The organism is Bradyrhizobium sp. ORS 278 (genome assembly GCF_000026145.1).
Taxonomy (GTDB): Bacteria; Pseudomonadota; Alphaproteobacteria; order Rhizobiales; family Xanthobacteraceae; genus Bradyrhizobium.
The window spans coordinates 6,350,658-6,369,090 of sequence record NC_009445.1; the positions used below are offsets into that span (position 1 = coordinate 6,350,658).

Sequence of the window (18,433 nt, forward strand, 5' to 3'; positions counted from 1 at the left end):
GATCGGGCGATCAGCTCTCGGAGCTCGTCCCTTCCTCGCCCTCATGCGCTTCGGCAGGCGCGGGCGTCGCCCAGCTGGTCTTCTCGGCGGTCTCGGTCTCGTGCAGCTCGGGGGTCTCGACCAAGGCGGCCTTCTTCGGCGCGCGCTTCTTGGCGGCCTTCTTCGGCGCGGCCGGAGCCTTGGCAGCCGACTTGGCAGCCGACTTAGCAGGAGCCTTCGCGGCCTTCTTTGCCGGGGCCTTCTTCGCAGCGCCCTTCTTGGCGGTGGCCTTCTTGGCAGGCGCCTTCGCAGCCTTCTTGGCGGCCTTCTTCGCCTTCTTGGCGGGCGCCTTCGCCGCCTTCTTGGCGGCCTTCGCGGCCTTCTTCTCGGCCTTCTTGGCGGACTTCTTGGTGCCCTTGGCCGACTTGGCCTGGGCCATCAGCTTCTTTTCTTTCTTGTCCTTCTTCTTATCCTTCTTGTCTTTCTTGTCCTTCGCCATCCGAAATCCTCCAGTTGCGCCGAGTGAAACGCGTCATCGGCGGGACGGGCCGGCAGACCGCTCGCGCCCATCTCTCAATTCAGTCCCGGGCGCGGACCGCCCGTCGCCCAGTCGAGAAGCTCAACGGTGTGGACGACGGGGATGCCGGTGCCGCTGGCAATCTGCATCATGCAGCCGATATTGCCTGCCGCGATGACATCCGGCTTGACCGTCGCGATGTTGGCGACCTTGCGATCGCGCAGTCTCATCGCGATGTCAGGCTGGAGAATGTTGTAGGTCCCCGCCGAACCGCAACACAAATGACTCTCCGGTATATCTTTCACCACGAAGCCGGACTTGGAAAGCAATTCTTTCGGAATGCTCGTAATTTTCTGCCCGTGTTGCAGCGAGCATGCGGAGTGATAGGCGACGCTGAGGCCGCGCGACTCCGCCGTCGTCTTCAATTCGAGCCCTGCGAGATACTCGCTGATGTCCTTCGCCATCGCCGAGACGGCTGCCGCAGGTGCTGCAAATTGCGGGTCCTCGCGCAGCATGTGGCCGTAGTCCTTGATGACGGTGCCGCAGCCCGATGTCGTCACCAGGATCGCATCGAGCCCGCCGCGCGATGCCTCGGCGGTCCATACGCCGACATTGGCCCGCGCCCGCGCCATCGCATCGTCGTCCTGCCCCATGTGATGGGTGAGCGCACCGCAGCATTGCTCGTCCTTGACCAGCACCACCTCGATGCCGTGCCGCGTCAGCACGTTGATCGCAGCCTGGTTGATTCGCGGCGCCAGCGCGGCCTGCGCGCAGCCCTGCAGCAACGCGACACGGCCGCGCCGCGCGCCCTGCGCGGGAAACACGCTGCCGCCCGAGGGCCCCGGCGGCGGCAGCGCCGCGGCCGGCGCGAGCTCCAGCATCGCCCGCAGCCGCCGCCACAGGCTCGGCGTCGGCGCTGACGCCGACGACGCCGGCAGCAGCGCCTTGAACGGCCGGCCGAGCCGGGCCAGGGTCATCGCCAGCCGAAACAGCTGCGGCCGCGGCAGTACATAGGCCAGCACGGCGCGGAGCAGGCGGTCGGTCAGCGGCCGCTGATAGGTCTCCTCGATCCGCACCCGCGCCTGGTCGACGAGGTGCATGTAGTGCACGCCCGACGGACAGGTCGTCATGCAGGACAGGCACGACAGGCAGCGGTCGATGTGCTTGACGACATCCGATGTCGGCGCCTGGTCCTTCTCCAGCATCTGCTTGATCAGGTAGATGCGGCCGCGCGGGCTGTCGAGCTCGTCGCCGAGCAGCACATAGGTCGGACAGGTCGCGGTGCAGAAGCCGCAATGCACGCAGGCGCGCAGGATCTTGTCGGCGACCGCGATGTCGGGATCGGCGAGCTGCGCCAGGGTGAACTCGGTCTTCATGACGCAACGCTCCGACGCAGACGGCCCCGGTTGAGAATGGCCTTGGGATCGAACGACACGCGCACCCGCTCCTCCAGCGCGGCGACGCCGGGCGGCTGCGGCGGGAACACATCAACCGCGTGGCGCACCTCGTCGAAGGCGCGCAGCAGGGTGGCGTGCCCGCCCGCGGCCCCGGCGAGCTTGCGGACCACGCCGGCTGAGGCGTCGGCCGCCGGCGGCAGCGCCGCCCAGATCAGCCCGCCGCCCCAGTCATAGATCACCTCGCCGCCGGTCTGCCGCGCCAGCGCCTGCCCGAGTGCGCCGCCGGAGACCGGCGGGCAGACGATTCGCCACACCGTCCAGGCGCCGAGTTGGCCATGGGCCGCGAACGGCAGCACGTCCCGCACCGCGCTCCACAGCGCCGCCGAGGCGTCGTCGGCGATGATCTCGGCCGCACCGAACGGCGCCAGCAGCTTGGTCAGCGAGCCCGCGCGATGCGCCGCCGAGGCCGTGATGCCCTCGAGCCGGACCAGCGTCACCGCCTCGCGCGGCGAGCCGACCGCGCCCAGGCCCTCGACCTCCGGCCGCAGCGACGAGGCCGGCAGATGCGCCGCGCCCGACACGTCGAACGGCGAGCCCAGCGCCGCCGTCATCGCCAGATTGGCCCTGGGATCGTCTAGCCCGCGCAGCACCAGCGTGCGCTCGGCCTCCGGCCGCGGCATCACCTTCAGCGTCGCCTCCGTCATGACAGCGAGCGTGCCCCAGGAGCCCGCCAGCAGCTTGCAGAGGTCGTAACCGGTGACGTTCTTCACCACCTTGCCGCCGGTCTTGAAACTCTCGCCGAACCCGGACACGGCATGCGCCCCGAGCAGATGATCCCGCACCCCGCCGGCTCGGACGCGACGCGACCCCGCCAGCCCCGCCGCGATCATCCCGCCGAGCGTGCCCCGGCCGGTGGTCCCCAGCAGCGGCCCGGTGTCCATCGGATCGAACGCGAATTGCTGGCTCTTCGAATCGATCAGCGACAACAGGTCCGCAAGCGGCGCCCCGGACTGCGCCGTGATGATGAGCTCGTTCGGCTCATACGCCACGACCGCGCTCAGCGCCGACAAGTCCAGCACCGCGTTGGTCGCCGTCACCTGCCCGATCCCGCGCTTCGAGCCATGCCCGATCACATCCAGCGGCTGCTCATTGGCGATGGCCGACCGGACCACCTCCTCCACATCGGCCGCATTACGTACTTTGAGGGCGTCCACCACTGCTCGCCTTGCTTGTTGATGATGACGGCTGCCGCGACGCGCGGCCACCGGCGTTGGACTCGTTCTAGAGCATGAGGAGTGAAAAGGGCACCCCGGTGTGGCGAAAAGATCGTGCGCGGACAAGGGGATGGAAAGGAACGACGGACGCGTCCGGTGGAACGTTCGAGCTTTTGGACCGCGAACTCGCCAGCAGCGCCGTCGAGATGACACGAGCCATCAATCCACGCACAGTGCGCTCCCTCTCCCCGTCCTTCACGGGGAGAGGGTCGGGGTGAGGGGCGCCCCACGGGTGGTGCACCCTGTCGCGCACGGACGTGCGGGTCCGATGGAGCGTTCCCTCGGACGCCGACTCTCGAGGTACACGGCGGATTACGCCTTCGGCTAATCCGCCCTACGAGCTATCCTTAGCCTCGAAGGAACATCAGTGATCTCGATGCGCCCGGCCTCCAAGAAGGAAAGGGAGCTGTTCAATGCCGCCAGCTAAGACGAAGCGCGCCTACTCCAAGGCCGACATGAAAGCTGTCTCGGACAATCCGGAATGGACCGCGAGCGACTTCTCCAGGGCCAAGCCATTTTCCGAGGTCTTCCCCGAGATTGCGAAAACCATCGCCCAGCGGGGTCCGCAAAAGCAGCGACCAAGATCCCGGTGAGCATCCGCCTGAGCCCCGCGGTCGTGAAGTACTTCAAATCGAAGGGACCGGGCTGGCAGACGAAAATAGATGACGCCCTGGTCGAGATCGTCAGCAAGAAGCCCACGACCAAGCGCAAGGCAGCAAAGAAGTCACCCGGCCGGGCCGCCTGAATGGTCCGTAAGGCGGGCTGACGAAGCGTAACCCGCCGACCTTCGAGCCGCGCCGCGGATTACGCCTTCGGCTAATCGGCCCTCCGCGCTTACGCTTGATTTCTGCACAGAATTGCCACAACCTGCACGAGCTGTTCTGGAGCAGATTGGTGTCTGAGCCCCTCAATATCCGCAAGATTATTCAAGAGCTGATCGCTGGGCGCATGCGCGTCCCAAACTTTCAGCGGGGCTTCGTTTGGAATCCAGAGAGAGTCGCTTACCTTATGGATAGCATCTACAAGGGCTACCCTTTCGGCTCGATTCTACTTTGGCGCACCAGGCAGGAGCTAACCCGGGAGCGCGACCTTGGGCCGTTCCACCTTCCGCAGAACGACCCCGAATATCCAACAGACTATATTCTCGATGGTCAACAGCGGATCACATCAATATTTGGCGTTTTTCAAACAGAAGTCGCGGCAACTCCCAAACCGCTTTGGACAAAGATCTACTATGACATGAAGGCGAGCGAGAACGCGCAAGAATCATCCTTCACTGCGCTGGAAGACGAGGATGTGATCCAGGAAAAGCACTTTCCGATAGGGTGCTTGTTTGATCCAGTCCGGTATCGAAAGGAGACTAGCCAGTACGATGACACAACAATCGCACGGCTCGACAAAATTCAGGCGCGCTTTAAGGAGGCCCTTATCCCGGTCCAAACGATTACAACCGAAGACAAGACCGCTGTCGCAATTGTGTTCGAGCGCGTCAATCAGAGAGGCGTTGAACTGGACACCGTGCAGCTACTAAGCGCTTGGACGTGGAGTGGCGATTTCGATCTCAATCAGCGTTTTGAAGAATTGGCGGCTGACCTCACCCCATTCGGCTTCAAAGATGTGGGAAGCGATAAAAATCTTCTACTGAGGTGCTGCAGCGCAGTCATGCAGCGCGACCCTTCACCAGACTCTTTGATTTCATTGAATGGATCGAAGGTTCGCGACAACTTTGATAACGTCGTTACCGGAATTAAGGGCGCCATCGACTTTCTTCGCAAGAATCTGCATGTCGAAGGGCTTGACAATCTCCCATACGACAACCTTCTCGTCCCACTAAGCGTATTTTTCGCGGGTGATCCGCAAAAACAAAAGAAAATTAGTAATACTCAGCGCAGAGAAATTCTACGGTGGTTTTGGCACACATGCATTCATAGGAAGTACAATAGCCAGCCGATCAAGAGTTTGCGTGAGGACGTCATTGAGTTCGCTAAGCTGTCGGAGGGCTCAATTACAACACTCACTCACCCCACTGCGGGGCTTGGCAACACCTTTTTTTCTCAATAACACTTTTCGCCTTAACTCCGTAATTTCCCGCACGTTCATTCTACTTCTCGCACAAAACGGCCCGCGATCATTTCTAAGTGGAAATAAGATCGACCTGCGCAAGGCACTCAAGGACTATAATCGAAACGAGTTTCATCATATTCACCCCAGAAGTTTCTTAAAGGGCGCCAAAAAATCGAACATTGATGACTCTTGCTTGGCCAACATTTGCTTTCTTTCGAGGACCGACAACAATATCATTTCTGGAAGCGCTCCCAGCGCATATCGCAAAAAGCTAAGCGAAGATATTCAAGAACTCGAAGAGGCTAACTTCCTTCCGCCGTCTACATGGGAGGACAACTTTGAGAAATTCGCCGAGGATCGATCAGTACTTCTGACGGCGTATGCCGCACAATTACTTAACGGCGGAGCCGTTTCTAAGAGAAAAACTTCGTAGTTATTTTTAAGACATTGCGCGCCGCCTCAACATCATCGCGCACGAAATCTGATCGAAACACGTTTAGGGATTCCGCGGATGCCCAAAGCCACAATCTCCGACGAGTACGAAAGCGTATTGAGCACCTTTGATGCCATTGCGCGCAAAGACTACGGCCAGTCGTTCAGGAAAATCCTTGAAGACGCCGATAATCGTCGTCGGCTCCGCCGGTTCCGGCATATTCTGGGCGTATCGATGAAGATGGATTTCAGTCTTGTAGTTCCTCACAAGGCAGGTGAAGTCCCCCATCGTTGGATAATTGATCCTCCCCTTCTCGCTAAGAAGTCTTCGAAAGACTGGCAAATACGAGTGCTGACCGTTTACCCCGACAGGCGTCCCGGAGAGTCGGGCAAAGACGTCGCTTTAAGGCTCAAGCGTGAAACGTTTCTGGCAAGAGCGTTTGTAAAGTCGGTACATCAGTATATTTGCGACGATGCAGAAACCCGCAAGAAAGTGAAGGATATCCTTACGGAGATTGGATTGAAGGAAGCAGCCGATATCGCAACCCCAAAGGGGATGATAAAAGTCGGAGCTGGCAGCCTTCTGGCCTATTTGGGGCCGCCTCTCGGTGCTATTCCTGCCACAGGCGTAGCTGTGGCGGTAGTTGTTCTGCTAGTTCTTGGCCTTGATGCCGTCTGCGCAGCTTCGAAGGACTCGAAGTAAAAGGCCTGTGACTAAGCCGGTCTCGTGCCGCCCGTTGCGGCAAATCAACTTTGCGCTTCTCTCGCAACGAGAATGCGGAAAGCGACAGACAGAGCAAGAATCTGCGTGCTTTAGAACTCGTTTTTTTCTAACAGTTTCAAAGCAAGACTTCACCCCGTCGGATACAACCACGATTCACATTCCATTTTCCCGAAATCCATGCCATACTCCACCCGACTCACCCCTCCGAGAGGGGCGTACGCGCGGTCGTCACGATACGTGGGGTGGGGATGTGGTGGCCGTGTCGGGTCGCAGCGTGGCTTTGTGTCGCGCCGACGAACGAGTCCGATGCGGACGTGAAATCGTGTAGGCCTGGCCTCCCGGTGCTGAGGCTAAGCCGGCGATGACGCCTTGGCGCGTCGCGTCGGCGACGGGGACAAGAACGCCGATCCCCGGGGCGAGCACGTATAAGCGTTAAGACCGCCACGCGGGGAATGCCGGATGTTCGGCTGAACCTGTGGTGACTGCCGCCTGCTTTTTTTGTTGCAGGCGGGCCATGGGTGAGGCCTTCACCCGGCATTCCCCGTGCCCTCTCGTTTGGTTTGGGGGGCGGACGGACGCATCACCTGGGCGGAGGACGCCGCGGGATTGCGGGCGTGTGTCTGAAGGGTGGAATATGGATGAAGGCAGGCTCTCTCCACCGTCATTCCGGGGCATCGCGCAGCGATGAGCCCGGAATCCATATCCACGAGCGGATGTTGGTGGAGCGAGGTGGAGCTGCCGGCGTGCCTCACATAGCGGCCTGTGGTTATGGATTCCGGGCTCGCCCTGCGGGCGCCCCGGAATGACGTGGGGAGAGAGCGTGGGCGCGATCGGGCAGGTGACGTGGGGAGAGACAAGCGACGGAGCCGTAGGGTGGGCAAAGGCGAGGCACGGAGTTTTCCTCGCGCACGATCGCAGTGGCGCCGTGCCCACCGTCTTGACGCACGGGGCGCTGATGGACGGTGGGCACGCGCCGCCTTTCGGCGGCGCTTTGCCCACCCTACGATTTCGTCGTCGCGTGATCGGGCGGATATGGAGTCGGACTCTCTCCGCTGTCATTGCGAGCGAAGCGACTTGTCCGCCGAAGCTCGAAGGCGGAAGCAATCCAGAGTCCCGCCTACGCCCCTGGATTGCTTCGCTGCGCTCGCAATGACGGCGCGGAAAGGCCTGCGCGCCTCAGAACCGCGGCAGATCCGGAAACGCCAGCTTGCCGGCGTGCACGTGCATCCGTCCGAGCTCGGCGCAGCGGTGCAGGGTCGGAAACACCTTGCCCGGATTCAGCAGGCCCAAATGATCGAACGCGCATTTCACGCGCTGCTGCTGGTTGAGGTCGATCTCGGTGAACATGTCGGGCATCAGGTCGCGCTTCTCGATGCCGACACCGTGCTCGCCGGTGAGGACGCCGCCGAGCTCGACGCAGCAGCGCAGGATGTCGGCGCCGAAGGCTTCGGCGCGCTCCATCTCGCCGGGCTTGTTGGCGTCGTAGAGGATCAGCGGATGCAGATTGCCGTCGCCGGCATGGAAGACGTTGGCGCAGCCGAGCTGATATTTTTCCGACAGCTCGCGGATGCGCGCGAGCGCCTTCGGCAGCGCGCCGCGCGGGATGGTGCCGTCCATGCAGAGATAGTCCGGCGAGATGCGCCCGACCGCGGGGAACGCCGCCTTGCGGCCGGCCCAGAACAGGTTGCGCTCGGCCTCGGAGGTGGAGATCCGGCAGGTGGTCGAGCCGCAGCCGTTGGCGATGGCCTCGACGCGACTGATCAGCTCGTCGACCTCGACGCCGGGGCCGTCGAGCTCGATGATCAAGAGCGCCTCGACGTCGAGCGGATAGCCGGCATGGACGAAGGCCTCGGCGGCGTGGATCGCCGGCTTGTCCATCATCTCCATGCCGCCGGGGATGATGCCGGCGCCGATGATGCGCGCGACGCATTCGCCGGCGGCCTCGACTTGCGTGAAGCCGACCATCAGCGCGCGCGCCGTCTCCGGTTTTTGCAGGATGCGCACGGTGACCTCGGTGACCACGCCGAGCAGCCCCTCCGAGCCGGTGATCAGGCCCATCAGATCATAGCCGGCATTCTCCGTGCACTTGCCTCCGATGCGCAACACCTCGCCATTCATCAGCACGAGCTCGCAGCCGAGCACGTTGTTGGTGGTCATGCCGTATTTCAGGCAGTGCACGCCGCCGGAATTCTCCGCGACATTGCCGCCGATCGAGCAGGCGATCTGCGACGACGGGTCGGGCGCGTAGTAGAAGCCGGCATGCGCCACCGCCTGGCTGATGGCGAGGTTGGTGACTCCAGGCTCGGTGACGACGACGCGGTTATCGAAGTCGATCTCGCGGATGCGCTTGAACTTGCCCAGCCCAAGCAGCACGCCATCAGCCAGCGGCAAGGCACCGCCGGACAGCGAGGTTCCGGAGCCGCGCGGAACCACCTTGATGCCTTGGCCGTGGCAATATCTCAGAACCTGCGAAACCTGTGCCGTGGTCTCCGGCAGCACCACGACCATCGGCGGCTGGCGATAGGCCATCAATCCGTCGGACTCATAGGGCAGCATCTCGGCGGCACTGTCGATGACGCCCTCGCCCGGCACGATCGCGCGCAGTGCAGCGACGATGTCGCCGCGGCGCGCCAGCACCGCCTGATCAGCTTCCGGCATCATGATGGCCATCGTGGTCCTCCGGATCGATTTCTGTTGGATATCAAGCACAACGGAAACGGTTTGAACAGGCAGCGGATCAGCTGCGTTGTTTGCGACAGAGCAAGCTTCGCCGATGTGCTGATTCCGGTCGCCGCTTCGGCGCTTGTGCGTCGCCTGAGGCCATGCAACAACCTGCCCACCCATTCGTCTCGTAACCCACAGAGCCTGATCCATGAAGAAACTGACTTTGAGCGCGTTCGTCATTTTCGCCACGTCGTCGCTGGCCACTGCCGCGCTGGCGCAGGACGCGGCCGCCGGCAAGACGTCCTTCAACAAGTGCCTGCCCTGCCATGCGATCGGCGAGGGTGCGAAGAACAAGGTGGGCCCGGAGCTGAACGGCCTCGACGGCCGCAAGTCGGGCACCGTGCCGGACTACAATTATTCCGAAGCCAACAAGAACTCGGGCATCACCTGGAACGAGGCCGTGTTCAAGGAATACATCAAGGATCCGAAGGCCAAGATCCCAGGCACCAAGATGACCTTCGCCGGCATCAAGAACGAGACCGAGGTCAACAACCTCTGGGCCTATGTCTCGTCGTTCGACAAGGACGGCAAGCAGAAGCAGTAAGCGGCCGCGCCACGTCCGCTCCGCCTTCGAAGCCCCGGCCGCGCGCCGGGGCTTTTTCGTTTTCAAGGCGCGGCAGCCTCGGTCGCGGTGAGCGCGCCGGCCATCCGGTCGACCTCGTCGGCGACGAGCTCCGGCACCGCATTCTGGACCATGTGGCCGAGGTCGGGCACGACGATCAGGCGGGTCTGCGGCAACACCTCCGCCAGCCGCCGCGCATGGATGTCGGTGTAGACTGTCTTGTCGGCATCGCCGGCCAGGATCGTGACCGGCGCCTTGATCTCGCCATAGCGCGGCGCCTGCTCGATCACCGCCTGCTTGAGGGTGACGAGGTCGCGCGCATTGGCCAGGAACTCGCGCGGGCGCAGCAGCAGCGGCGTCGCGCTCTGGTCGACGAAATCATCCGGCAACGGCTGCGGCGCAAACACGCCGCGGGCGCCCGGCCCCATCAGCGCAAGCCCGAGCGGCAGAGTGATGGTGTGGGCCAGCAGCGGGCCGATGACCGGCGTCGTGACGGCCGCGTTGTATTGCCCGACCCCGCCGCGCCAGGGATAGGCCACCGGCGCCAGCATCACGAGACCGGCGACCCGCTCCGGGAAATCCAGCGCCATGCGCAGGCCGAGAGCGCCGCTCCAGGAGTGCACCACCAGGATCACCGGCCCGACATCGAGCCGGCCGAGCGCCTCGTTCAGCATCCGCGCCTGCGCGGCCGGCGTGGAGTCCTCCTCGCGCATGCGCGGACTCCAGCCATGGCCGGGACGGTCGACCAGCAGCACCCGATGCCGCTGCGCGAGCATGTCGCCGAGCGGCTTGCGCATCGCCTCGAGGTTCGAGCTGGCGCCGTGAAGCAGCAACAAAGGCGGCGTCCGGACGTCGCGCGGCCCGATATCCACAAGATTGATGCGGGCGCCGTTGACATCGATGACCTGCCCCTGCGCCGGGTACCGGCGCTCGACGAGGGCGACGCCGGCACGGGTGATGAGCGCGAGCACTGCCAGAATGCCCACTAAGAACATTGAAATCATTGAGAGTTTTCTGCCTGTCACCAAGACAGTTACGGACGCGACCGGCGCGGGTTGCAGATCCACTGGCCGCATCCGGTCGTTTAGCCCGGGAAACCTGTCATCACCGCGTCGTCGGCCATTTTATAACCATGGTCGGGACTTTTCCTCGCAATCGGCTGATGACCGTGAATTACTTCCGGTCGGGTCATTGTGGCGTCGAACTACGATGACCGGCCCTGCGTTTTGTTTGGTGTTTTGGGAGGGGGTTACCGATGAGCTTTCGTTCAAGCGAGTCAGCGATCGACGAGATCGTCGCGAGCTGCAACGGCGATATCCGCGGCGCGCTGAAGGCGCTGCTGCTGGTCAACGAGCATCTCGAGGCCGAGATCGCGCAGCTGTATGCCGCAGCCGCGCAGTACGGCATGCCGGAGCGCCGCAGCACCGCGTTTCACTGATCGGGCTGACCGGGGCGGATCACGCCGCCGACCAGTCCTCTGGCGTTCAGTTATCCTGCGTTCAGTCTTCCTGCGTCACGTCCTTGTTCGGGCACGCGTTGATCGTCGAGCGCGCCAGCTTGGCGTCGTCTTTCGACTTGAACGGCCCTGACGCGAACCAGATGTCCCCAATGATGACGGGGTTGCTGGTCACGATCTCGCAGCGATTTGCGGCGCGGTTTCCGACCACCCAGAACAAATCCGGATCCTCGGCCCAGACCACGGTCGAAGCGGTTGAAGCCATCATCATCACCAGCGCTGCCGTCAGCACCGCACGCCGCATCGCGTCTCTCCTGCCGACCTTCCTCGATTCAAGGCAGCTAGGCTCGCGCGGCCGGACCGGCAAGGACGGCCGTCCAGACATGGTTAATCGGCCGTTACGGCTAGATGTCGCGGCCCTCGACCTTCTCGGTCAGGGTTTTGACCAGCTCCGGCACCTTCTCGAGGTGCGGATTGACGTCGAGCGCCTTGCGGAAGGCATCAAGCGCCCGTTTTTCCTCGCCGAGGTCCTGCATGATCATGCCGAGGCCGGCGAGCGCGCCGAAGTGCCGCGGCTCCCTGACCAGCACCTGCTGGATGTCCGAGAGCGAACGGCCATAGTCGTTCTGGAGGTAATATATGGTGGCCCGGCGGTTCCAGGCCTCGACATAGTCGGGCCGCAGCTTGATCACCGAATCCAGCAGCTTGAGCGCGACCTCGTTCTGCTTCGCGTCCATCGCGGCCTTGGACCGCGCCATCAGCAGCGCGACGGTGTCGCTGGGGGTCTGCAGCCAGATCGCCCAGATCCGAGCCTCGACGTGCTTGGCGCTGATCTCGTCGGGGGCCGCCTTCAAGGCGCCGAACAGGAAATCGAGGCCCTTGGTCTTGTCGGCACCGACCTTGGGCAGCTTCGGGGGCGCCTCGGGAGGCTTGGGCTTGACGGCCGATCGAGGTTCACCCTGCGCGAAGGCAAGGTGCGGAGCCGAAAGAACCGGAACCGAGGACACAAGGGTGGCGAGCAGGAGCGCCCGCAAGGATCGCTTGACCATCCCTCAAGTCTAAACGCAGTCGGCGCGTCCTGCAAAGCAGGACACGCCTCAAAGACCTGTGAGAAAGCCCCTCATGGCGAGGGGGAAACTACGGGATCAGCCCTGGCGCGCCTTGAAGCGGCGCTGGACCTTGTTGATCACATAGACGCGGCCCTTGCGGCGGACCAGACGGTTGGCACGGTGGCGGCCACGCAGCGACTTCAGCGAGTTACGGACCTTCATGGGACATCCTGATGCGTTTGAAAGGCCGTGTTGGACAGGCCGGAAGTGGCAAATAGGAATGGATTTCCGCTGGCGACTAGGTCGCCCGGAGTGGCCGGTTTCTAGCCACCGGCCCGGCGGATGTCAACGATTGTGGCGCCGGCTTCAACAGAGGCCGGCCGGTGGAGGAGATCGGAACTCGGCAGGCGGCCCAATTGCCGATTGCCAAATTCGTTATATGGTATAATCAATTTTACAAAGCCAAGAACCAACCGCCGGGAACGCCCATGCCCAAGCTCGCTCTGCCCAAGATCGACGACGTCGTCGCCATCGACATCCACACCCATGCCGAGGAGCCCTGCGGCATGCATGCGGATGACGGCTACGACGATTTCCAGGCCCAGATGGCCGAGTACTTCAAGTCGCCGCACAAGCATCCGCCGACCGTGCCGGAAACCGCGGCCTATTACCGCTCCAAGAACATCGCGGCCGTGATCTTCCCGGTCGATGCCGAGCGCGAGACCGGCTTCCGCCGCTACAACAATTACGAGATGCTCGAGGTCGCCTCCGACCATCTCGATGTGCTGATCCCGTTCGTCTCCATCGACCCGCACAAGGGCAAGCTCGGCGTGCGCGAGGCGCGCAAGCTGATCGAGGAGTATGGCGTCCGCGGCTTCAAGTTTCATCCGACGATGCAGGGCTTCTACGCCAACGACCGTCTCGCCTATCCGCTCTACGAGGCGATCAATGAGGGCGGCGCGATCGCGCTGTTCCACACCGGACAGACCGGCGTCGGCTCGGGCATGCCGGGCGGCATGGGGATGCGGCTGAAATATTCGAACCCTATGTACATGGACGACGTCGCGGCCGATTTCCCCGACCTCAAGATCATCCTCGCCCACCCCTCCTTCCCCTGGCAGGAGGAGGCGCTGTCGGTCGCGACCCACAAGCCGAACGTCTACATCGACCTGTCGGGCTGGTCGCCGAAGTACTTCCCGCCAATCCTGGTGCGCTACATCAACTCGATCCTGCAGGACAAGATGCTGTTCGGCTCCGACTGGCCCGTCATCACGCCGGACCGCTGGCTGGCCGATTTCGCCAAGCTGGAGATCCGCGAGGAGATCCGGCCGAAGGTGCTGAAGGCCAACGCCCGCAAGCTGCTCGGGATCTGAGATCGTCAGCCAGCATGAGCCTCGAATCCGTCCGCGCGTTCTTCGCCGAAAAGGCCCCCAACATCGAGGTGCTCGTCTCCGCCCATAGTTCGGCCACCGTCGCGCTCGCGGCTGAGGCCTATGGCGTCGAGCCCGCACGCATCGCCAAGACACTCTCGCTGCGTGTCGGCGACCGCGTCATCCTGATCGTCGCGGCGGGCCATGCGCGGATGGACAACAAGAAGGTCAAGGCACTGTTCGGCGGCAAGCCGAAGATGCTCGGCCTCGACGAGGTCGCCGACATCACCGGCCACGAGGTCGGCGGGGTCTGCCCGTTCGGGCTGAAGTCGCCGCTGCCGGTGTATTGCGATCTCTCGCTGAAGGCATTCGACATCGTGGTGCCAGCGGCAGGCTCCACCCACAGCGCGGTGAAGATCACGCCGGAGCGGATGGCCGAGCTGACATCGGCCGAATGGGTCGACGTCTGCGAGGTGCAGGCCTGAGCGGCGCACGCGATCACCGCTTCTTTGCTTTTGCGAGCTCTTTGACCAGGAACTCCGAGAGCACCTCGACCCGCGCCGGCCGCGGGCCGCCGGGCGGCATCACCAGATGCATCGCGCCCTCCGGCTGGCTCCAGCCCTCCAGCACAACCTCGACCTCGCCCGACGCGATGGCATCACCGACGATGAAGTCCGGCAGATCGGCGATCCCGAGCCCCGCCAGCACCGCCGGCAACAGCGCCTCGCCATTGTTGACGCGCAGCTGTCCGGCGGGGCGCACGCTCGCCGGCTCGCCCGCGGCATTGGTGTAGTGCCAGACGCCGGCCGTCGAGAGATAGGCGTAGCCGAAGCATTTGTGCTCGGCGAGATGCATCGGATGCGTCGGCCGCCCGTGGCGCTTCAGGTAGGATGGCGCAGCCACCGTGTAGCGCGGCATCGGACAGAGCCGGCGCGCGACGAGCGAGGAATCCGGCAGGCGCGCGATACGCAAAGCGAGGTCGAAACCCTCGCCGATCAGGTCGACGGTGGCATCACTCATATGCAGGTCGATCGAGACCTCGGGGTACTGCTCCAGGAAGGCCGGCAGCAGCGGAGCGATCTTCTTGACGCCGAAGGTCATCGGCACCGCGAAGCGCACCAGGCCCCGCGGCGTCAATGACTGCGCCAGCGCCTCGGTCTCCGCGGCCTCGCCATCGGCGAGCAGCTGTGCCGCACGCTCGGAGAGGCGCTGGCCGGCATCGGTCAGCGCCAGCCGCCGCGACGTCCGGTTGAACAGCCGCGTGCCCAGGCGCTCCTCGAGCCGGCTGACCGCCTTCGAGACCGAGGCTTTGGAGAGGCTCAGCTCCTGCGCAGCTCCGGCAAACGAGCGCAGCTCGACGACCTTGGCGAAGATCGCCATCGCCTCGAAATCCGGAAGTCGCGCCATCGACTCAAATCTCGTTTTTGGAAACAATAGGTTTCAACAGTTTCTATTTATATACTCCGACCGCTCCCTTATTCCAATGCCCAACGCGACGCGGCCAGTCCGCCGTTGCAACCTGAGGAGCAGACCCATGATCGAACTCAAGCCCTTTGCGGCGCTGGGCGGCGCCGACCACGGCTGGCTGAAGGCCAGGCACCACTTCTCTTTCGCGAGCTATTACGACCCCAGCAACATGGGCCATGGCGCGCTGCGCGTCTGGAACGACGACGAGATCGCGCCGAACACCGGCTTCCCGGCGCATCCCCATCGCAACATGGAAATCATCACCTATGTCCGTGAAGGCGCGATCACGCACCAGGACAGCCTCGGCAACAAGGGCCGCACCGAAGCCGGCGACGTTCAGGTGATGAGCGCAGGCAGCGGCATCCGCCACTCCGAATACAATCTCGAGCCGACCACGACGCGAATTTTCCAGATCTGGATCGAGCCGACCACCGATGGCGGCCAGCCCACCTGGGGCGCCAAGCCGTTCCCGAAGTCCGACCGCTCCGGCAAGCTGGTCACGCTCGCCTCGGGATTCGCTGATGACGCCGATGCGCTGCCGATCCGCGCCAAGGCGCGCGTGCTCGGCACCACGCTGAGGGCCGGCGAAACCGCCGAATACAGTGCCGACAAAGCGCGGCATATCTATCTCGTGCCCGCCGCCGGCAGCGTCGAAGTCAACGGCGTCCGAGTCAACGCCCGGGACGGCGCCGCCATCCGCGACGAGGCCACGCTCAAGATCACCGCGCTCGAGGATTCCGAGCTGGTGCTGGTGGACGCCGCTTAACCGCTTCTTTTCAGCTTCATACCCACGGAGACTGCCATGACCAAGGTTCTCGTCCTCTACTACTCCGCCTATGGCCACATCGAAGCGATGGCCAATGCCGTCGCCGAAGGCGCCCGCGAGGCCGGCGCCACCGTCGACATCAAGCGCGTGCCGGAGCTCGTGCCGGACGACGTCGCCAAGGCCTCGTACTACAAGCTGGACCAGGCCGCGCCGATCGCCAAGATCGAGGAGCTCGCCGACTACGACGCGATCATCGTTGGCACCGGCACACGCTTCGGCCGCATGGCCTCGCAGATGGCCAATTTCCTCGACCAGGCCGGCGGCCTCTGGGCCAAGGGTGCGCTGAACGGCAAGGTCGGCGGTGCCTTCACTTCGACCGCGACCCAGCATGGCGGCCAGGAGACCACGCTGTTCACGATCATCACCAACCTGCTGCACTTCGGCATGACCATCGTCGGCCTCAACTACGGCTTTGCCGGCCAGATGAAGCTCGACGAGGTCACCGGCGGCTCGCCTTACGGCGCGACCACGATCACCGGCGGCGATGGCAGCCGGCAGCCGAGCGAGAACGAACTGGCGGGGGCGCGCTATCAGGGGCGCGTGATCGCCGAAACCGCAAAGAAGCTGCATGGCTGATGCGACCGGGGCGGCACTTCTGGCTTCGAAGTGCCGCCCCATCTCATCGAAAGAAAGTCGTGGAGTCCGCAATGCCCGCCATGCTTGAACTGGTGACGCTGGCCCGGCTGGCCCGCCATCCCCTGCAGATGATGGCGCGCCATTGGTACTGCAAGGGCCTCTATCGCGCGAGCCGAGGCCAGCGCCGCTGCCCGGAATGCGCGGCCGCCAAAGCCGCTACAGCGGCTTGATCTGCACCTTCTTGAACTTCACGATGCCGGAGCCGTATTGCAGGGCGATGGGACCTGCCGCGTGCTTGCTGTCATCGACATCGGCGGTCTTCTCGCCGTTGAAGATCACGGTCAGCCGTGTGCCCTTGGCGGTGATCTCATATGTATTCCACTTGCCGCCGGCCTTCGGCATCGGATCGACCTTCGAGACGTCCACGATCGCGCCGGTGCCGTATTTCGGGTCGGGCCGCTTGTCGAAGATGTTGACCTCGTAGCAGATGTTGGAGTCGATCTTGTCCGCCTGGTCGCAACGGATGAAGATGCCGCTGTTGGCGGCATCGTCGACCCAGAACTCGGCCTTGATCTGGAAATCCTTGTAGCTGGTCTTGGTCACCAGATAGGACGGATCCTTGCCATCGAGCTTGTCGGCCATCAGCGCGCCGTCCTTGGCCTCCCAATTGGCCTTCCCGACCTCGGTGAACTCCACCTTCTTGTCGCCGTCGACCAGAGTGACCCAGCCGTCATCGGCCGATGCCGCCCGGATCATCGTCAACGCAGCGCCCGTCATCACCACACCAGCCGCGAGCACGCCCCAGCATTTACGCATCGAAACTCCTCCCTGCATTCTTGTGTTGCTCCGCCACGATAGCAAAGCGCCGGACAATGCAAACGAGTTTCGATGCTGCACCTGCTCTCTCAACTACACCGCCGTGGCACGCGCAAAATCGACATAGATCTCGCGCAGCCGCGTCGCCACCGGCCCCACCTTGCCGTCGCCGACCGGCTTGCCGTCGATCGTGACCACCGGCTGCACGAACGAGCTGGCGCTGGTGATGAAGGCTTCCTTGGCGGCGAGCGCCTCTTCGACCGTGAACAGCCGCTCCTCGACCTTGAGCTGGCGCTCCTCGGCGAGCTTGACAACCGCCTTGCGGGTGCAGCCCGGCAGGATGGCGTTCGAGTTCGGCCGGGTGACGATGACATCGTCCTGGGTCAGGATGAAGGTCGACGACGAGCCGCCCTCGGTGACATGGCCGTCCTCCACCATCCAGGCCTCGCTGGCGCCGGCGGCTGCCGCCGCCTGCTTCGCCAGCACCTGTGCGAGCAGCGCGACGCTCTTGATGTCGCGGCGTGCCCAGCGGATGTCGGGGACGGTAATGACGCCGATGCCGGTCTTGGCCGAGGGCGCATCGACGATGTTCTTCGCCGTGACGAACATCACCAGGGTCGGCTTGACGTCACCCTTGGGGAACGGGAAGTCGCGGCCCTTGTCGGCGCCGCGGGTGACCTGGAGGTAGACCATGCCCTGGTCGAGTTGGTTGCGCGCGACCAGCTCTTTTTGCAGTTCCTCGATGCGCGACAGACTCTCCGGCAGCGCGAGGCCGATCTCGCCGACGGAGCGTTCCAGGCGGGCGAGATGGGACTCGCTGTCGACCAGCTTGCCGTCGAGCACGGCGGCGACTTCATAGATGCCGTCGGCGAACAGGAAGCCGCGATCGAGCACCGAGACCTTGGCCTCGGAGAGCGGCACAAAGGTGCCGTTGACGTAAGCGATCGGGTCCAAGGTAACTTCTCCTTATGTACGAAGTGTACGACGAGTACACCGCTCTCTCTTCACCTCTCCCCGCTCTTGTCCGCCGTAGCTCGAAGAGCGAAGGCGGATGCGGGGAGAGGTCGGATCGCATCGTCAGATGCGATCCGGGTGAGGGGGTACAGGTCTCACGGCATGCACCTCCCGTGCGGCTGCCCCTCACCCCAACCCTCTCCCCGTGAAGAACGGGGAGAGGGAGCTGACCGCCGTCGGCGCGAC

Annotated in this window: 21 protein-coding genes; 10 read left to right on the plus strand and 11 right to left on the minus strand. The window is 63.6% G+C overall.

The features are described from left to right. Nucleotides 1-10 precede the first annotated feature (10 nt). From BRADO_RS28490 to BRADO_RS28500, 3 genes are all read right to left on the minus strand, one after another. Nucleotides 11-478 carry a hypothetical protein gene (locus tag BRADO_RS28490; RefSeq protein WP_012029662.1) on the minus strand — a complete coding sequence of 156 codons (468 nt, stop codon included), beginning with the start codon at nt 476-478 and terminating at the stop codon, nt 11-13. 74 nt (nt 479-552) lie between these two features. Continuing rightward, nucleotides 553-1,872: a glycolate oxidase subunit GlcF gene (gene glcF / locus BRADO_RS28495; protein WP_012029663.1), complete on the minus strand. Its 1,320-nt coding sequence runs from the start codon at nt 1,870-1,872 to the stop codon at nt 553-555. Beyond that, nucleotides 1,869-3,107 (minus strand): FAD-binding protein, encoded by a 1,239-nt coding sequence (locus BRADO_RS28500; RefSeq protein ID WP_012029664.1) that lies wholly within the window; start codon nt 3,105-3,107, stop codon nt 1,869-1,871. Before BRADO_RS28500 ends, glcF begins: the two co-directional genes overlap by 4 nt. Nucleotides 3,108-3,756: 649 nt before the next feature. Between BRADO_RS28500 and BRADO_RS36040 the strand changes: the two genes are divergently transcribed. From BRADO_RS36040 to BRADO_RS28515, 3 genes are all read left to right on the plus strand, one after another. After that, nucleotides 3,757-3,912: a BrnA antitoxin family protein gene (locus BRADO_RS36040; protein ID WP_012029666.1), complete on the plus strand. Its 156-nt coding sequence runs from the start codon at nt 3,757-3,759 to the stop codon at nt 3,910-3,912. 149 nt (nt 3,913-4,061) lie between these two features. Further along, entirely contained in the window at nt 4,062-5,228 is a 1,167-nt protein-coding gene (locus BRADO_RS28510) for a DUF262 domain-containing protein (protein ID WP_197535371.1), read from the plus strand. Nucleotides 5,229-5,742: 514 nt separating this feature from the next. Continuing rightward, entirely contained in the window at nt 5,743-6,366 is a 624-nt protein-coding gene (locus BRADO_RS28515; RefSeq protein ID WP_012029669.1) for a hypothetical protein, read from the plus strand. A 1,197-nt stretch (nt 6,367-7,563) separates the two neighbouring features. Here BRADO_RS28515 and BRADO_RS28520 read toward each other — a convergent pair. Then, nucleotides 7,564-9,057: an FAD-linked oxidase C-terminal domain-containing protein gene (locus BRADO_RS28520; RefSeq protein WP_012029670.1), complete on the minus strand. Its 1,494-nt coding sequence runs from the start codon at nt 9,055-9,057 to the stop codon at nt 7,564-7,566. 202 nt (nt 9,058-9,259) lie between these two features. Between BRADO_RS28520 and cycA the strand changes: the two genes are divergently transcribed. Continuing rightward, nucleotides 9,260-9,655, plus strand: coding sequence for a cytochrome c-550 CycA (cycA, locus tag BRADO_RS28525; protein WP_012029671.1), 396 nt, complete (start codon nt 9,260-9,262; stop codon nt 9,653-9,655). A gap of 62 nt (nt 9,656-9,717) precedes the next feature. On the opposite strand, the gene BRADO_RS28530 is transcribed toward cycA, so the two are convergent. After that, nucleotides 9,718-10,677 carry an alpha/beta fold hydrolase gene (locus BRADO_RS28530; protein WP_012029672.1) on the minus strand — a complete coding sequence of 320 codons (960 nt, stop codon included), beginning with the start codon at nt 10,675-10,677 and terminating at the stop codon, nt 9,718-9,720. A 251-nt stretch (nt 10,678-10,928) separates the two neighbouring features. Between BRADO_RS28530 and BRADO_RS28535 the strand changes: the two genes are divergently transcribed. Next, nucleotides 10,929-11,111 (plus strand): hypothetical protein, encoded by a 183-nt coding sequence (locus BRADO_RS28535; RefSeq protein ID WP_006611365.1) that lies wholly within the window; start codon nt 10,929-10,931, stop codon nt 11,109-11,111. Between the two features lie 61 nt (nt 11,112-11,172). Here BRADO_RS28535 and BRADO_RS28540 read toward each other — a convergent pair whose 3' ends face one another. The 3 genes from BRADO_RS28540 to ykgO all read right to left on the minus strand — a co-directional run bounded on the left by BRADO_RS28540 (nt 11,173) and on the right by ykgO (nt 12,400). Further along, nucleotides 11,173-11,433: a hypothetical protein gene (locus BRADO_RS28540; RefSeq protein ID WP_012029673.1), complete on the minus strand. Its 261-nt coding sequence runs from the start codon at nt 11,431-11,433 to the stop codon at nt 11,173-11,175. Between the two features lie 100 nt (nt 11,434-11,533). Next, nucleotides 11,534-12,178, minus strand: a complete 645-nt coding sequence (locus BRADO_RS28545; RefSeq protein ID WP_041757082.1) for a tetratricopeptide repeat protein — start codon at nt 12,176-12,178, stop codon at nt 11,534-11,536. Between the two features lie 96 nt (nt 12,179-12,274). After that, nucleotides 12,275-12,400 carry a type B 50S ribosomal protein L36 gene (gene ykgO, locus BRADO_RS28550; RefSeq protein ID WP_006611362.1) on the minus strand — a complete coding sequence of 42 codons (126 nt, stop codon included), beginning with the start codon at nt 12,398-12,400 and terminating at the stop codon, nt 12,275-12,277. A 266-nt stretch (nt 12,401-12,666) separates the two neighbouring features. On the opposite strand from ykgO, the gene BRADO_RS28555 reads away from it, so the two are divergent. Both BRADO_RS28555 and BRADO_RS28560 read left to right on the plus strand, forming a co-directional pair. Next, a complete protein-coding gene (locus tag BRADO_RS28555) occupies nt 12,667-13,551 on the plus strand; it encodes a 4-hydroxyphenyl-beta-ketoacyl-CoA hydrolase (RefSeq protein WP_012029675.1) in 885 nt (294 codons plus the stop codon). Nucleotides 13,552-13,565: 14 nt separating this feature from the next. After that, nucleotides 13,566-14,033, plus strand: a complete 468-nt coding sequence (locus BRADO_RS28560; RefSeq protein WP_012029676.1) for a YbaK/EbsC family protein — start codon at nt 13,566-13,568, stop codon at nt 14,031-14,033. Between the two features lie 13 nt (nt 14,034-14,046). On the opposite strand, the gene BRADO_RS28565 is transcribed toward BRADO_RS28560, so the two are convergent. Continuing rightward, nucleotides 14,047-14,955 (minus strand): LysR family transcriptional regulator, encoded by a 909-nt coding sequence (locus BRADO_RS28565; RefSeq protein WP_012029677.1) that lies wholly within the window; start codon nt 14,953-14,955, stop codon nt 14,047-14,049. Between the two features lie 127 nt (nt 14,956-15,082). On the opposite strand from BRADO_RS28565, the gene BRADO_RS28570 reads away from it, so the two are divergent. From BRADO_RS28570 to BRADO_RS35530, 3 genes are all read left to right on the plus strand, one after another. Continuing rightward, nucleotides 15,083-15,781 carry a pirin family protein gene (locus tag BRADO_RS28570; protein WP_012029678.1) on the plus strand — a complete coding sequence of 233 codons (699 nt, stop codon included), beginning with the start codon at nt 15,083-15,085 and terminating at the stop codon, nt 15,779-15,781. 36 nt (nt 15,782-15,817) lie between these two features. After that, complete coding sequence (gene wrbA, locus BRADO_RS28575; protein WP_012029679.1) at nt 15,818-16,417, plus strand: NAD(P)H:quinone oxidoreductase; 600 nt, start codon at nt 15,818-15,820, stop codon at nt 16,415-16,417. A gap of 71 nt (nt 16,418-16,488) precedes the next feature. Next, nucleotides 16,489-16,647, plus strand: a complete 159-nt coding sequence (locus BRADO_RS35530; RefSeq protein ID WP_173363516.1) for a hypothetical protein — start codon at nt 16,489-16,491, stop codon at nt 16,645-16,647. On the opposite strand, the gene BRADO_RS28580 is transcribed toward BRADO_RS35530, so the two are convergent. Continuing rightward, a complete protein-coding gene (locus BRADO_RS28580; RefSeq protein WP_173363517.1) occupies nt 16,634-17,233 on the minus strand; it encodes a DUF1080 domain-containing protein in 600 nt (199 codons plus the stop codon). The genes BRADO_RS35530 and BRADO_RS28580 overlap by 14 nt on opposite strands. Nucleotides 17,234-17,326: 93 nt before the next feature. Next, on the minus strand, nt 17,327-18,187 hold the full coding sequence (locus tag BRADO_RS28585; RefSeq protein WP_012029681.1) for a D-amino-acid transaminase: 861 nt from the start codon (nt 18,185-18,187) through the stop codon (nt 17,327-17,329). Nucleotides 18,188-18,433 lie beyond the last annotated feature (246 nt).

Bases quoted from the DNA above. Each gene is read 5' to 3' on its own strand.
- BRADO_RS28490 (WP_012029662.1), bottom strand. From the start codon at position 478: ATGGCGAAGGACAAGAAAGACAAGAAGGATAAGAAGAAGGACAAGAAA.
- glcF (WP_012029663.1), bottom strand. From the start codon at position 1,872: ATGAAGACCGAGTTCACCCTGGCGCAGCTCGCCGATCCCGACATCGCG.
- BRADO_RS28515 (WP_012029669.1), top strand. From the start codon at position 5,743: ATGCCCAAAGCCACAATCTCCGACGAGTACGAAAGCGTATTGAGCACC.
- BRADO_RS28520 (WP_012029670.1), bottom strand. From the start codon at position 9,057: ATGGCCATCATGATGCCGGAAGCTGATCAGGCGGTGCTGGCGCGCCGC.
- cycA (WP_012029671.1), top strand. From the start codon at position 9,260: ATGAAGAAACTGACTTTGAGCGCGTTCGTCATTTTCGCCACGTCGTCG.
- BRADO_RS28530 (WP_012029672.1), bottom strand. From the start codon at position 10,677: ATGATTTCAATGTTCTTAGTGGGCATTCTGGCAGTGCTCGCGCTCATC.
- BRADO_RS28535 (WP_006611365.1), top strand. From the start codon at position 10,929: ATGAGCTTTCGTTCAAGCGAGTCAGCGATCGACGAGATCGTCGCGAGC.
- BRADO_RS28540 (WP_012029673.1), bottom strand. From the start codon at position 11,433: ATGCGGCGTGCGGTGCTGACGGCAGCGCTGGTGATGATGATGGCTTCA.
- BRADO_RS28545 (WP_041757082.1), bottom strand. From the start codon at position 12,178: ATGGTCAAGCGATCCTTGCGGGCGCTCCTGCTCGCCACCCTTGTGTCC.
- ykgO (WP_006611362.1), bottom strand. From the start codon at position 12,400: ATGAAGGTCCGTAACTCGCTGAAGTCGCTGCGTGGCCGCCACCGTGCC.
- BRADO_RS28555 (WP_012029675.1), top strand. From the start codon at position 12,667: ATGCCCAAGCTCGCTCTGCCCAAGATCGACGACGTCGTCGCCATCGAC.
- BRADO_RS28560 (WP_012029676.1), top strand. From the start codon at position 13,566: ATGAGCCTCGAATCCGTCCGCGCGTTCTTCGCCGAAAAGGCCCCCAAC.
- BRADO_RS28565 (WP_012029677.1), bottom strand. From the start codon at position 14,955: ATGGCGCGACTTCCGGATTTCGAGGCGATGGCGATCTTCGCCAAGGTC.
- BRADO_RS28570 (WP_012029678.1), top strand. From the start codon at position 15,083: ATGATCGAACTCAAGCCCTTTGCGGCGCTGGGCGGCGCCGACCACGGC.
- wrbA (WP_012029679.1), top strand. From the start codon at position 15,818: ATGACCAAGGTTCTCGTCCTCTACTACTCCGCCTATGGCCACATCGAA.
- BRADO_RS35530 (WP_173363516.1), top strand. From the start codon at position 16,489: ATGCCCGCCATGCTTGAACTGGTGACGCTGGCCCGGCTGGCCCGCCAT.
- BRADO_RS28580 (WP_173363517.1), bottom strand. From the start codon at position 17,233: ATGCGTAAATGCTGGGGCGTGCTCGCGGCTGGTGTGGTGATGACGGGC.